The sequence below is a fragment of the Tepidiphilus sp. J10 genome, from assembly GCF_006980785.1.
In the GTDB taxonomy this organism is placed as follows: Bacteria; Pseudomonadota; Gammaproteobacteria; order Burkholderiales; family Rhodocyclaceae; genus Tepidiphilus; species Tepidiphilus olei.
Map to the genome: position 1 here is coordinate 20881 of NZ_SBHP01000002.1, position 12899 is coordinate 33779.

Annotated in this window: 12 protein-coding genes; 6 read left to right on the plus strand and 6 right to left on the minus strand. The window is 63.6% G+C overall.

Features of this window, described 5'->3' with window-relative positions:
* Positions 1 to 29: 29 nt before the first annotated feature.
* Positions 30 to 521: an acetolactate synthase small subunit gene (gene ilvN / locus EPD81_RS04720; protein ID WP_142804306.1), complete on the minus strand. Its 492-nt coding sequence runs from the start codon at positions 519 to 521 to the stop codon at positions 30 to 32.
* Positions 522 to 544: 23 nt separating this feature from the next.
* Positions 545 to 2260 (minus strand): biosynthetic-type acetolactate synthase large subunit, encoded by a 1716-nt coding sequence (ilvB, locus tag EPD81_RS04725; protein ID WP_142804307.1) that lies wholly within the window; start codon positions 2258 to 2260, stop codon positions 545 to 547.
* Between the two features lie 138 nt (positions 2261 to 2398).
* On the opposite strand from ilvB, the gene EPD81_RS04730 reads away from it, so the two are divergent.
* The 4 genes from EPD81_RS04730 to EPD81_RS04745 all read left to right on the plus strand — a co-directional run bounded on the left by EPD81_RS04730 (position 2399) and on the right by EPD81_RS04745 (position 7212).
* Positions 2399 to 4252: a sodium:proton antiporter gene (locus tag EPD81_RS04730; RefSeq protein ID WP_142804308.1), complete on the plus strand. Its 1854-nt coding sequence runs from the start codon at positions 2399 to 2401 to the stop codon at positions 4250 to 4252.
* A gap of 174 nt (positions 4253 to 4426) precedes the next feature.
* A complete protein-coding gene (locus tag EPD81_RS04735; RefSeq protein WP_142804309.1) occupies positions 4427 to 5323 on the plus strand; it encodes a flagellar brake protein in 897 nt (298 codons plus the stop codon).
* Positions 5324 to 5332: 9 nt separating this feature from the next.
* On the plus strand, positions 5333 to 6166 hold the full coding sequence (locus EPD81_RS04740) for an endonuclease/exonuclease/phosphatase family protein (protein WP_142804310.1): 834 nt from the start codon (positions 5333 to 5335) through the stop codon (positions 6164 to 6166).
* Between the two features lie 68 nt (positions 6167 to 6234).
* Positions 6235 to 7212, plus strand: a complete 978-nt coding sequence (locus EPD81_RS04745; protein ID WP_142804311.1) for a TIGR00341 family protein — start codon at positions 6235 to 6237, stop codon at positions 7210 to 7212.
* Between the two features lie 11 nt (positions 7213 to 7223).
* Here EPD81_RS04745 and EPD81_RS04750 read toward each other — a convergent pair whose 3' ends face one another.
* Entirely contained in the window at positions 7224 to 7961 is a 738-nt protein-coding gene (locus tag EPD81_RS04750) for an alpha/beta fold hydrolase (protein WP_142804312.1), read from the minus strand.
* A gap of 71 nt (positions 7962 to 8032) precedes the next feature.
* On the opposite strand from EPD81_RS04750, the gene greB reads away from it, so the two are divergent.
* The gene (greB, locus tag EPD81_RS04755; protein WP_142804313.1) at positions 8033 to 8590 is read left to right on the plus strand and encodes a transcription elongation factor GreB; all 558 of its coding nucleotides are present in this window, start codon (positions 8033 to 8035) and stop codon (positions 8588 to 8590) included.
* Positions 8591 to 8652: 62 nt separating this feature from the next.
* Positions 8653 to 10587: a molecular chaperone HtpG gene (gene htpG / locus EPD81_RS04760; RefSeq protein ID WP_142804314.1), complete on the plus strand. Its 1935-nt coding sequence runs from the start codon at positions 8653 to 8655 to the stop codon at positions 10585 to 10587.
* 37 nt (positions 10588 to 10624) lie between these two features.
* Here the strand turns inward: htpG and fliN are convergent, their stop codons facing one another.
* From fliN to fliL, 3 genes are read right to left on the minus strand one after another with little or no spacing between them, the layout of a single operon-like run.
* A complete protein-coding gene (gene fliN, locus EPD81_RS04765) occupies positions 10625 to 11164 on the minus strand; it encodes a flagellar motor switch protein FliN (RefSeq protein WP_142804315.1) in 540 nt (179 codons plus the stop codon).
* 54 nt (positions 11165 to 11218) lie between these two features.
* Positions 11219 to 12238 (minus strand): flagellar motor switch protein FliM, encoded by a 1020-nt coding sequence (gene fliM, locus EPD81_RS04770; protein ID WP_142804316.1) that lies wholly within the window; start codon positions 12236 to 12238, stop codon positions 11219 to 11221.
* Between the two features lie 23 nt (positions 12239 to 12261).
* The gene (gene fliL / locus EPD81_RS04775; RefSeq protein ID WP_142804317.1) at positions 12262 to 12849 is read right to left on the minus strand and encodes a flagellar basal body-associated protein FliL; all 588 of its coding nucleotides are present in this window, start codon (positions 12847 to 12849) and stop codon (positions 12262 to 12264) included.
* Between the last annotated feature and the right edge of the window lie 50 nt (positions 12850 to 12899).

Genomic DNA, 12899 nt, shown 5'->3' on the forward strand with positions numbered 1-12899 from the left:
GTTTCCTTTCCGTTGTGGTCGTGGAGGTGTCAGACGCGCAGGACGCGTTCGCCGCGGCCGATGCCGCAGACGCCGCTACGCACGGTCTCGAGGATCAGGGCGGGGTCGATCGCCTGGATGAAGGCGTCGAGCTTGCCCTGGTTGCCGGTGAGTTCGATGACGTAGGTGGTGTCGGTGACGTCGACGATGCGCGCGCGGAAGATGTCGGCCATGCGTTTCATCTCCTCGCGGTCCTTGCCGGTGGCGCGCACTTTGAGTAGCATCAGTTCGCGCTCGAGGTGCGGCGCTTCCGACAGATCCACCACCTTGACCGTCTCGATGAGCTTGTTGAGGTGCTTGGTGATCTGCTCGATGACGTCGTCCGAACCGGTGGTGATGATGGTCATGCGCGACAGTGAAGGGTCTTCGGTGGGCGCGACGGTGAGCGATTCGATGTTGTAGCCGCGCGCCGAGAAGAGGCCGGCGACGCGCGACAGTGCTCCGGATTCGTTTTCGATCAGCACGGAGATGAGGTGTCGCATGGGGTTCGTTCCTGTGCCGTGGGTCAGAGGCTGTCGGCCGAGAGGATCATCTCGGTGAGCCCCTTGCCGCCCTGGATCATGGGATAGACGTTCTCGCGCGGATCGACGAGAACGTCGAGGAAGACGAGCTCGTTGGCGTGCTCGGTGAAGGCGCGCTCGAGCGCCGGTTCGAGCTCGGAGGGATGATCCACGCGGATGCCGACGTGCCCATAGGCGCGGGCGAGCGCGGCGAAGTCGGGCAGGGAGTCCATGTAGGATTCGGAATAGCGCCCGCCGTGGAAGAGCTGCTGCCACTGCCGCACCATGCCCAGGTAGCCGTTGTTGAGATTGACGATCTTGAGCGGCAGGCGGAACTGCTTGCAGGTGGAGAGCTCCTGGATGCACATCTGGATCGAGGCTTCGCCGGTGACGCACACCACCGGCGCCTCGGGTCGGGCGAAGCGCGCGCCCATGGCGTAGGGCAGCCCCACGCCCATGGTGCCCAGGCCGCCGGAATTGAGCCAGCGGCGCGGATGATCGAAGCGGTAGTATTGAGCGGCCCACATCTGGTGTTGCCCCACGTCGGAGGTGACGATGGCATCGCCCTTCGTCACTTTCCACAGGGTCTCGATCACGTATTGCGGCTTGATGGGGCCTTCGGCCGGCTGCTCGTAGGCGAGGCAGCGCCGGGCGCGCCATTGTTCGATGCGCTCCCACCAGGGGGCGAGCGCCTCGCTCGGGGCCGTGACGCCCTCTTCGTCGAGGATGCGCAGGAAGTCGGCGAGCACGTGGCGCACGTCGCCGACGATGGGCAGGTCGGCCTTGACGCGCTTGCCGATGGAGGAGGGGTCGATGTCGATGTGGATGATGGTGCGCGGCTCGCTGGCGAAGTGCTCGGGGCTGCCGATGACGCGATCGTCGAAACGCGCGCCGATCGAGAGCACCACGTCGGCGTGGTGCAGGGCGAGGTTGGCTTCATAGGTGCCGTGCATGCCGGGCATGCCGAGGAATTGGCGGTCGCTCGCCGGGTAGGCGCCCAGCGCCATGAGCGTGGTGGTGACCGGAGCCCCCAGGCGGCGGGCGAGCGCCGTGAGCTCGTCGGCGGCATCGGCGAGGATCACCCCGCCGCCCGCGTAGAGGATGGGGCGCTCGGCCTCGCGCAGCGCCTTGACGGCCTTGCGAATCTGCCCCTGGTGCCCCTTGACGACGGGATTGTAGGAGCGCATCGACACCGTTTCGGGGTAGCGGAACTCGCACTTGGCGGCCGAGACGTCTTTGGGGATGTCGACGAGCACCGGGCCGGGACGGCCGGTGCGGGCGATGTGGAAGGCTTTTTTGAGGGTGTCGGCGAGCTCGGCAACGTCCTTGACGAGGAAGTTGTGCTTGACGCAGGGGCGGGTGATGCCCACCGTGTCGACTTCCTGGAAGGCGTCTTGCCCGATCATGGCGGTGGGGACCTGGCCGGAGAGGATCACCACCGGAATGGAGTCGCAATAGGCCGTGGCGATGCCGGTGACCGCGTTGGTCGCGCCGGGGCCGGAGGTGACGAGCGCCACGCCCACTTCGCCGCTCGCCCGCGCATAGCCGTCGGCGGCATGCACCGCGGCCTGCTCGTGGCGTACGAGCACGTGCCGGATCTCGTCTTGCTGGAAAAATGCGTCGTAGATGTGCAGGACCGCGCCGCCGGGATAGCCGAAGACGTATTTGACGTTTTCGCGCCGTAGGCATTGGACGACGATTTCGGCGCCGGTGAGAAGCATGGGGGATACCTCGTGAGGATGATCCGTGCAAAGATCGGGTAAACCCGTAACGTTAGCGGCTCGATTGGCTTTGGTCAAGCAGGTTGGCCTTCATTGTCCTCTTATAATCGGGAACGGATCGAAGCCGGGAGAAAAACGGTGCATGAAAACATTTTATTGACGCTCGCTTTCATCGTCGTTGCCGGCGCGGCGGCGCAGTGGGTGGCGTGGCGAACCCAGATACCGGCGATCGTCTTTTTGCTGATATTGGGGATCGTGGCCGGACCCGGGCTGGGGTTTCTCGATCCGGATCGCTTGTTCGGACCCGTGCTCTTTCCTTTGGTATCGCTGGCGGTGGCGGTGATCCTGTTCGAGGGGAGTCTCACCCTGCGGTTCAGCGAACTCAGAGGCATGAGTCAAGTCGTGCTGCGCTTGGTGAGCTTGGGCGCGTTGCTGACCTGGGCCGTGGCCGCGGCGGCGGCCCATGTGTTCGTCGGCCTGGATTGGGACTTGGCAGGGCTTTTCGGGGCGCTGGTGATGGTGACGGGCCCTACGGTCATCGTGCCGCTATTGCGTTTCGTTCGTCCTAGTGCCAAGGTAGCCACGGTGCTGCGATGGGAAGGGATCGTGATCGATCCGATCGGGGCACTGGCGGCGGTGTTGGTCTATCAGTTTCTCGTCAGCCGTGCTCTGCCCGATCTTCCGGCCTGGCTGGCGCTGTGGGTGTTCGTCAAAGCGGTGGCGGTCGGGTTTGCCGTCGGCTGGATCGCGGCCGAGCTGCTGGGTCGGATGTTGCGTCATTATCTGGTACCCGATTATCTCGACAACGTCATCGTCCTCGCTTTCGTGGTCGGGGTGTTCACGGCAGCGAACATGCTTGCCCATGAGGCGGGATTGTTGGCGGTGACCGTGATGGGGATGCGTTTGGCCAACATGAAAGGAGTGCCGCTCGAAAACATACTCTCGTTCAAGGAAACCCTCACCATCTTGTTGATCTCGGTGCTCTTCATCGTCCTTGCCGCTCGGCTCGACGTGGAGCGCTTGGCCGAGGTGGGCAAAGGGGTCGTGTTGGTCTTTCTGGCGATCCAGTTCGTGGCCCAGCCGCTCAAAGTATGGGCCTCGACCACGGGGAGTGGATTGAGATGGCAGGAAAAAGCCATGATCGCCTGGATCGGGCCGCGCGGGATCGTGGCTGCGGCCGTGTCGGCGCTCTTTGCCTTGCGCTTGCGAGAATTGGGGCACCCTGGGGCGGAGATTCTGGTACCGCTCACGTTCGCCGTGATCATCGGCACCGTGCTCTTCGCTGGTGGCACCGCCCGACTGGCAGCGCAACGTCTAGGGGTGGCGGAGCCGCGAGCGCGCGGGGTCCTGATCGTGGGGGCGCATCGCTTGGGGCGAGAATTGGGTTTGGCGCTCACCAAGCTGGGTTTTCGGACGATCGTCGCCGATACCGATTACGCCCTCGTGCGTACGGCGCGCATGGCGGGGCTGGAGACTTTTTTTGGCAACGTGGTTTCGAAGGAGGCCGACCGGCGGCTCGATCTCGTCGGAGTAGGGTATCTGCTGGCGATGTCGCCGTATCCGGAATTGAACGCGCTGGCGGCGCTACGCTACCAGCGTGAATTCGGGCGGGGTAACGTCTATGTGTTACTCACGCCCGAAGAGGTGAGCAAAAAGAGGCAGCAAGTGCTGGATCGACGTTATGCGCGTCTGCTGGGCGGCCCGCAAGTGGGTCTGGCCGAACTGCTCGTCTTGTTCGATCGCGGAGGGAAAGTCTATACCACTCGCTTGAGCGAGGCGTTCACTTTCGAGGCGTACCAGGAGCGGTTTGCGGGTCGAGGGCAGTTGCTGCTGGCGATCGATCCGAAGGGAAATTTGCGTGGCGTGGGGCCAGAACTCACGTCACGGCCGGGGGCGGAATGGTATTTGCTCGGCGTTTATTTGCCGGCGGAGAGCGAAAAGAGCGAGGAGGCCGGCCCTGGACCGCTCGAGCACGCTGGAGCGCGATCCTAGGGTCGGGCGCTCGGCGCGCGCTTGCTCGACTGCCGCTTTCGGTAGATGAGTGTCGGGCCACGGACGATTGCATCGATCCGCGACGTCGTGCGGTTTTTCGTGGTGTTTTTACCGTTCGTCACGGCGCCGGGTTAGAATGAATCGGCCGTTTCGGCATGAAAAGGAGACTACTCGGTGCTCCGGGTTCCCGTTCGTCCCAGCGAATTTCTGGTCGGCAAGCCCATTCCATTCGACGTCTACGACCGGCACGGCCGCTTGTTGTTGGCGAAAGGGCACGTGATCGCGTCGGCCGAGGAGAAAGAAAAACTCTTGCGCCAAGGGCCTGAGCGCAACCTGAACACCGACGAGCGTTTTCGCCAGGCGATCGGTACCGCCCTGAAAGTGGTCGAAAAGGCGGACGAACCGGGTAAAAACACGATCCACCTCGATTTCGAGGAACTGCGCCTCATACCAGGCACCGTCTTGCAGCTCCAGCTGGGCCAGGAAGAGGATCGCTATTTCGCGCGCTACATCGGCGCACTGCGCGGCAAATCGGTGATCGTCGACTCCTTGGAGCGAAACGGGTTGCCACTCTTCGTGCCCGAAGGCACTGCCTTGCGGGTGCGCGGTAGCGTCGGTTCCTATGCCTTCGTCTTCCCTTCTTCCGTGTTGGTCAATGCCTCGCGCCCCTACCCTCATCTGCATCTCATGTATCCGATGGATGTGATGGCGGTGCGACTGCGGCGCAGCGAGCGGGTGGCGGTGCGCTTGGTGGCGGCGGTGGTCTCCGACGACAACCAAGCCTTCGGTGGGATCATCCTCGACCTGTCGGTGGGCGGAGGGCTGCTGGCCACGCGCCATCCGCTGAAAGTCGGGCAACACGTTCAGCTCAAATTCAAGCTGGAGATCGCTGGCTCGGAGATCATCCTGGCGGTGCAGGCCATCGTGCGTTCGGAACGTGACATCGAGGATCGTACCCTCGAGGGGGCCAAGGGCTATGGCATCGAATTCGTCGATCTCACGCCCGAGGATACCGTCGCCCTGATGACCTATATCGCCGCGGTGCAGACCAATCCCGCGGTACTTGGCTAGGGGGGAAGAATGCGCATCGTCAGTTGGAACATACAGTGGGGGCGAGGGGCGGATGGACGCGTCGATTGGGCGCGGATCCTGAAGGTGCTGCGCGCGTTCGACGCTGACGTGCTCTGCCTGCAGGAAGTGGCGAGCCGTTTCGACGAACTGCCCGGTTCGCGCGGCGAGGACGGACCGGCCATCCTGCGCGGCGCCTTGCCGGAGTATCGAGGATTCTACGCCCCGGCGCTCGATGTGCCGCGCGCGCACGGCGGCAGGGCGCTCTTCGGCAATTGGCTGGGCAGCCGCTTGCCGGTGGAGCAGGTGCTGCGCGTGAGCCTGCCCTACCCGCCGCCGGAGACCGACAAGTGCATGCCTCGGGTGTTGCTCGAGGCGACGCTGCGCGTGGGGGAGCAGCGGCTGCGCGTGGCAACGACGCATCTGGAATACTACTCGCGGCGTCAGCGCCTGGCGCAGGTGCAAGCCCTCGTCGAACATCAGAGGGAAATCCTCGCCTGGCCGGAGGGCGGCGGGGACGAGGAAGAGGCGACCTTCCGCGCCTGGCCGCGGCCGGCGGAGGCGGTATGGCTGGGGGACGGGAATTTCGCCCCCGAAGACGAAGCGTACCGCCTGCTCGCGGAAAGCGGCCTGTGGTTCGACGCCTGGCGCCTGGTGCATGGGGCGGCGCCGCACGCGCACACGGTGGGATTGCACGGGGCGGAGTGGCCCGACCATCCCTATTGCTGCGACTATGCCTGGGTGAGCGAGACGCTGCGCCCGGCCGTGCGGAATTTTTTCGTGGAGCAGGAGACGGCCGCTTCCGACCATCAGCCAATTGTGCTGCAATTGCAGCTTTTTTCGTGAAGCTACCGGCCGTCGTGTTGCACTGAAAAGCCCACCGATGGCAGCGCTTCAGTCAAAGGTGAAACGGTATGAAATATGTCGAAGTCGTTGCAGAGTCGAGCAGCGGGCAAATCATCGAGGCTATCGCGGAGAAAGTGAAGGCCAAGGATTTCAGACTGGGTAGTGTTGGAAAGGATGGCATGCAGCAGATGCGCATGTTGGTCGACGATGACGATCTCCAATCCACACTCGACATTCTGCAAAATGTGCTCGGCGCGCAAATTACTGCCCACATCGTCGTCTTGCCGGTCGAGGCATCATTACCGAAAAGGGAAGAGGAGGAAAAGGAAAAGGAAGAAGAATCGGCGACGGCTGCGCGGGAATTGATTTACAAAGAAATCGAGAAAGGCGCTCATCTCGATATGAATTATGTATTGCTGGTTTTCCTGTCGACCGTCGTGGTTGTGATCGGTCTCATCAATGACAACGTCGCCGTTGTGATCGGCGCCATGGTGATCGCACCGTTACTCGGCCCGAATCTTGCCTTGAGTCTGGGTACCGCGCTCGGTGATATGGCCTTGATACGCCAATCGATCAAAGCCCTGCTCTTGGGGATAGGGGTTGCTGTCGGCGTATCAATGATATTTGGGTTGGCCTGGCCTATGCCAATCGAGAGTAAGGAGATTATGTCGCGGACCGAGGCCAATCTTGATTCGATTTTCCTGGCGCTTGCTTCGGGTGCGGCGGCAGCGCTGTCGCTGACGACGGGTCTATCCGGCGTTTTGGTGGGAGTAATGGTGGCCGTGGCATTGTTGCCCCCAGCTGCGACGTTCGGGATCATGCTCGGCGACGGCAGATTTTCCCTCGCCATGGGTGCGGGGCTGCTCCTTGCCATCAATGTGGTGTGCGTCAATTTGGGAAGCAAGATAATCTTCCTGGTGAAACGTATCCATCCGCGCACCTGGCTGGAGCAGGAAAAAGCAAAACACGCAATGCGGCGCTACTTGTTAGGATGGGTCGTCACCCTGTTGATCCTCGTCTGGTTGATGTATGAAAGAGGGCTGTAGTCATCCAATGATCAGCGGCAGTTGCGCAGGAAACGATGTAGCAGCCAGCGCAAGGTGAGCGGCGCTTCCAGCATCGGGGTGTGCCCCACGCCGGGGAGCGTCTGCCAGGTGCAGGCGGCTTCGCGTCGCGCCAGCGTTTCCCACAGGCGGGTCGCGGCCTTGACGGGCGTCATCCGGTCTTGTGCGCCGGTGAGGAAGAGCGCCGGTGCACGCATTCCCTTGGCGCGCTCCAGCGCCGGTTCGGCGGCGTAGGCGGCGCAGGCGCGCAGGTCATTGGCGAGCACGCCGGGGCGTTGTTCCAGCACGAGTTCCTGCACGGCGCGTGGCAGCCCCGTGTTCCGGGCGCGTGCCCCGAACGCCCAGGGTTCCATCAGCTGGCAAGCGGCGCGCGGCTCGGCGGCACGCTCGAGCAATTCCGCACTCACCGCCATCGGCAGTGCCGTGCCGATGAGCGCGAGTCCGCGGCAGCGCTCACCCAGCCGCGCGGCGAGTTCGAGCGCCACGAGCGAGCCCATGCTGTGGCCGACGGCGACGATCGGGCGCTCGGGATCGAGACCGACGGCGAGCGCCGCAGCGTATTCCTCGATGGTGGGACACGGCGCACGTTCGTCGGCACCGTGTCCCGGAAGGTCGGGGGCGCTCACCTGCCAGCCCAGCCGGCTCAGCCCCAGGGTGACGGCCCACCAGATGCGTCGGTCGTGTCCAGCGCCGTGGATGAGGACGACGAGCGGATCGGTGGCGAACGTCATGGTGGAACCCTCCGGTGGTGTCGAAGACTATACTTTAGCGTTTTTTGCCGACTCTGACAGGAGGTCTACGCATGAGCAAGGCATTCGTGCGTGAGAGCGAGGTCGACGAGGACGAAGAGCTCGTCGAGGTCCAGAGCTTTCCCGGGTTCAAGAACTACATGACGCCAGCGGGGTATCGCGCCTTGCGCGAGGAGTTCGAGCGGCTCGTCAAGGTCGAACGCCCGCAACTCGTCGAGACGGTGGCTTGGGCGGCGAGCAACGGTGACCGTTCCGAGAACGGCGATTACATCTACGGCAAGCGCCGCCTGCGTGAGATCGACCGGCGCCTGCGTTACCTCACCAAACGGCTGGAATCGGCCGTGGTGGTCGATCCGCGCGAACAGACGCAGACCGACCGCGTCTTCTTCGGGGCGACGGTGACGATCCGCGATCTGAATACCGAGACCGAGGAGACCTGGCAGATCGTCGGGGTGGACGAGGCCGATGCGGGGGAGGGCAAGGTGAGCTGGATCGCGCCGCTCGCGCGCGGCTTGCTCAAGGCCGAATTGGGCGACGTGGTGCGTATCCCGACGCCGGGCGGCGTGCGCGAGGTGGAGATCGTCGATATCCGCTACGAAACCTCCTCTTGAAAATTTTCCTTGCCATGCCCAGAAACGAGGAATCCCGAACGACGATCGACAGGAGCGAGACGATGGCTGAAACGAACGACGCAACCCGCCGGAAAATGGAGTTTCAGGCCGAGGTGCAGCAGCTGCTGCACCTGGTGGTGCATTCGCTCTATTCGAACAAAGAAATCTTTCTGCGTGAGCTCGTCTCGAACGCGTCGGATGCCTGTGACAAACTGCGTTTCGAGGCGGCGCAACAACCGGAGCTCTTCGAGGGCGACGGCGAACTCAAAATCTGGGTCGATTACGACCGCACGGCGCGCACCGTGACGATCCGCGACAACGGCATCGGCATGAGCCGTGAGGAGGCGGTAGCCCATCTGGGCACCATCGCCAAGTCGGGTACGCGCGAGTTCCTGCAAAAGCTCGGTGCCGAGGGGCAGGCCGACGCGCGGCTCATCGGCCAGTTCGGCGTCGGTTTCTACTCCGCCTTCATCGTGGCCGACCGTGTCACCGTGCGCTCGCGCCGCGCCGGTTCACTGCCGAGCGCCGGCGTGCTGTGGGAATGCGCCATGACGGGCGAGTCGGCGGGGACTTTCGAGGTGGCCGGGATCGAGCGCCCCGAGCGCGGCACCGAGGTGGTGCTGCATCTGCGCGAGGGGGAAGACGAATTCCTCTCCGGGGTGCGGCTGCGCGAGCTCATCCGCAAGTATTCCGATCACATCCTCTGGCCCATCCTGATGCGCAAGGAGCGCTGGGACGAGGACCGCGGGGACGAGGACCGCGGCGAGCTCGTCAAGGAAGAAGAATGGGAGCAGGTCAATCGCGCCTCCGCTCTGTGGGCCCGCGCCAAGCAGGAGATCTCCGAAGAGGAATACATCGAATTCTACAAACACGTGGCGCACGACTTCGAGGCGCCGCTGGCCTGGACGCACGCCAAGGTGGAGGGCCGGCACGAATACACGATGCTCCTCTACCTGCCGCAGCGCGCGCCGTTCGACCTCTTCGAGCGCACGCCGCGTCACGGGCTCAAGCTCTACGTGCGGCGCGTCTTCGTGCTGGAGGATGCCGAGCGGTTGCTGCCGCGCTACCTGCGCTTCGTGCGCGGCGTGGTCGACGCGGCCGATCTGCCGCTCAACGTCTCGCGCGAGATGCTTCAGGATTCGCGCGAGATCGAGGCGATCCGTGCCGGCGTCACCAAACGCGTGCTGGGGCTGCTCGAGCAGCTCGCCAAGAACGAGCCGGAGAAATACGCCCGCTTCTGGCGCGAGTTCGGCCGCGTGCTCAAGGAAGGCATCATCGAGGATCCGGCCAACCGCGAGCGCATCGCCGGTCTCTTGCGCTTCGCGTCCACGTACAACGACTCGCCCGAAGAGACGGTCTCGTTCGATGATTATATTTCTCACATGAAACCGAGGCAGGAGCGTATCTACTACCTCACGGCCGAGTCTTTCTCCGCGGCGCGCCACAGCCCGCATCTAGAGGCTTTCCGCCAGAAAGGGATCGAGGTGCTGCTCCTTGCCGATCGCATCGACGAATGGTGGGTGGCTTATCTGCCCGAGTATCGGGGCAAGCCGCTCGCCTCTGTCGCCAAGGGCGAGATGGAGTCGGCGCTGCTGTCGGAAGAGGAGAAAAAGGCGCGTGAGGAGGCCGATGAGCGGCTCAAGCCGCTCCTCGAACGGTTGCAAACGGCTTTGGGTGAGCGCGTCAAGGCGGTGCGGGTCTCCTCGCGGCTCACGGAGGCGCCCGCTTGCCTGGTGGTCGAGGAGCACGAGCCGGGGATGCAGCTCGCGCGGCTGCTGCGCGAGCTCGGGCAGGAGGTGCCGGCGCACAAGCCCATCCTCGAGCTCAACCCGACGCACCCGGTGATCGCCAGGCTGCAGGCGGCCTCCGACGAAGCGTTCGCCGATTGGGCGTTGCTCCTCTATGAGGAGGCGTTGCTCGCCGAAGGAGGAAAACTGGAAGATCCGGCGGCTTTCGTGCAGCGCATGAACCGCCTGCTGCTCACGCCGACCGCGTGACACCTCGAGGGGCGGGACGTCCTGGCCTGCCCCTGCTTCAGCTCTCTTGTCGCAACTTGCGCATCCGCTCGGCCGGCGTGATGATGTCGGTGAGGCGGATGCCGAATTTTTCATTCACCACGACCACTTCGCCCTGGGCGATGAGCGTGCCATTGACGAGCACGTCCATCGGTTCACCGGCGAGCCCCTCGAGCTCGATCACCGAACCGTGCGCGAGCTGCAGCACGTCGCGGATCGCGAGTTTCGTGCGCCCCAGCTCCACGGTGACGCGCACCGGGATGTCGAGAATCATCTTGAAGTCGTTGAGCTTGTCGCCCTCAGCACCGCCGGCGCCGAATTCGGGGAAGAGATCCTTGGCGGGTTTGGCCTGGTAGGGGTCGCTCGCCTGCTTGAGCTCTTGGGCGACGCGGGCCATCTCCTGGTCGTGTTGCGCCTGTTCGGCGAGCGCCGCCGCCCATTCGTCTTCGTGGCGCGCTGCATCGCCTTCGCCGGCCTGGCTTTGCTGTTCCTGCATCGCTGCGGCCCAGTCGTCGGCGCTGACCTGGTCTTCTTCCTTGGGGGTTTCGTTCTCGGCCATGGGAAAATCCTTACGCAGGACTCAGGAAAGGGGAGAGGAGGTCTTTCCCGTCGATCATGTCGGGGGGGAGAATTTGGAATCCTCTTCGTCCGGTTCTTCTTCGGCGACGAAATGGTCGACCTTGATCGCATAGTGGCCTTCGCGCGTGCCGTACTGGCCGCGCAGCACCGGGATGTTCTCACAGAACATCGTCACCAATTCGGGGACTTCGAGCGGTATGACGTCGCCCACGCGCATTTCCACGATGTCGGCCAGGACCATGTCGGCATGGCCCAGTTCGGCGCGCAGTTCCACTTCCGCTTCCATGAGGCGGCGACCGAGATTGCGGGTCCAGCGCGTGTCTTGCGTCATCTGGTCGCTCTGCATCGTCGAGTAGAGAATGTCGCGCACGGGCTCGAGCATGGAGTAGGGCCAGCACAGCATCAGGTTGGCTTGGCCGATGCCGAAGTCGAGCGAGAACTGGGAGGTGACGACGATCTCGGAGGGCGTGGCGATGTTGGCGAATTGCGGGTTCATCTCCGAGCGCACGTAGTTGAGCTCGATCTTGTAGACCGGCGCCCAGGACTTCTGATATTCCTCGAAGATCACGTTGAGCATGCCCAGGATGATGCGCTGCTCCGTGGGGCTGAAGTCGCGCCCTTCGATGCGGGTACGAAAGCGCCCGTCGCCGCCGAAGAGGATGTCGACCACGAGGAAGATGAGGTTGGGCTCCATCACGATCAGCCCCGTGCCGCGAAAGGGTTTCATCTGCACGAGGTTGAGGTTGGAAGGGATGACGAGGTTGCGCAGGAATTCAGCGTATTTCTGCACGTGCAGGGCGCCCACGGCGACTTCGACGTTGCGCCGGATGTAGTTGAACAGGCCGATGCGCAGGTTGCGGGCGAAGCGCTCGTTGATGAGCTCGAGCGTGGGCATGCGCCCGCGCATGATGCGCTCTTGCGTGGCGAGATTGTAGGGGCGGATGCCGCCTTCTCCCTCGCCGTCGGACGTCTCGGGCTCTTCGGTCTCGCCGGTTACGTCCCGCAAGAGCTCGTCGACTTCTTTTTGCGTCAGGAATTCGCCGCCGCCCACCATGGTCGTCGTCCGAGTGCGTTTCGCTATTGGATGATGAAGGAGCGGAAGAGTACCGCTTGGACCGGGCCGGTCGGCCCCTGCGGTTGCTGACCGGCAGGAGGGGGAGGATAGCCGAGCACACGGTTGATTTCGTCGGTGAGCTCACGTGCGAGTTGTTCTCGCCCTTGGGGGGTGACGAGCTCCGAGGGAAGCTTGCTCGAGAGCAGCAGATTGATCCGGTGCTGTACCTCCGGGAGATACTGTTTGAGGGTGGCATCGAATTTCGAATCGGCCAGGCGCAGGACGATGATGGTCTGAAGATAGCGCTCGCCTTCACCCGGCGCGAGGTTGACGACGAAGGGGTCGAGCGCCACGAACACGGGCGGCGAACTCGGGTTGACGGTGATCGGTGGGGGGGTGGTGGGTCGGGTAACCGAGGTGGGATCGGCTCCCTCCCCTGATTGGGTGCTGCGCTGTTTGATGAGCAGCAGCGTCAGGGCGCCGAGCGCGAGAAGCGCCAGCAGCAGAAGCCCGACCAGCAGCAGGACGAGTAGCTTGGTCTTCTTGCTGATGCCGGTAGCAGCTTCGGGGGGGGCGCTTTCGCTCTCTGGTTTTTCCTCGGGCTTGGCCATGGGTCTTCTCGCTCTCGATCGTTCTTGAGTCAGGATAGCGCGACATTATC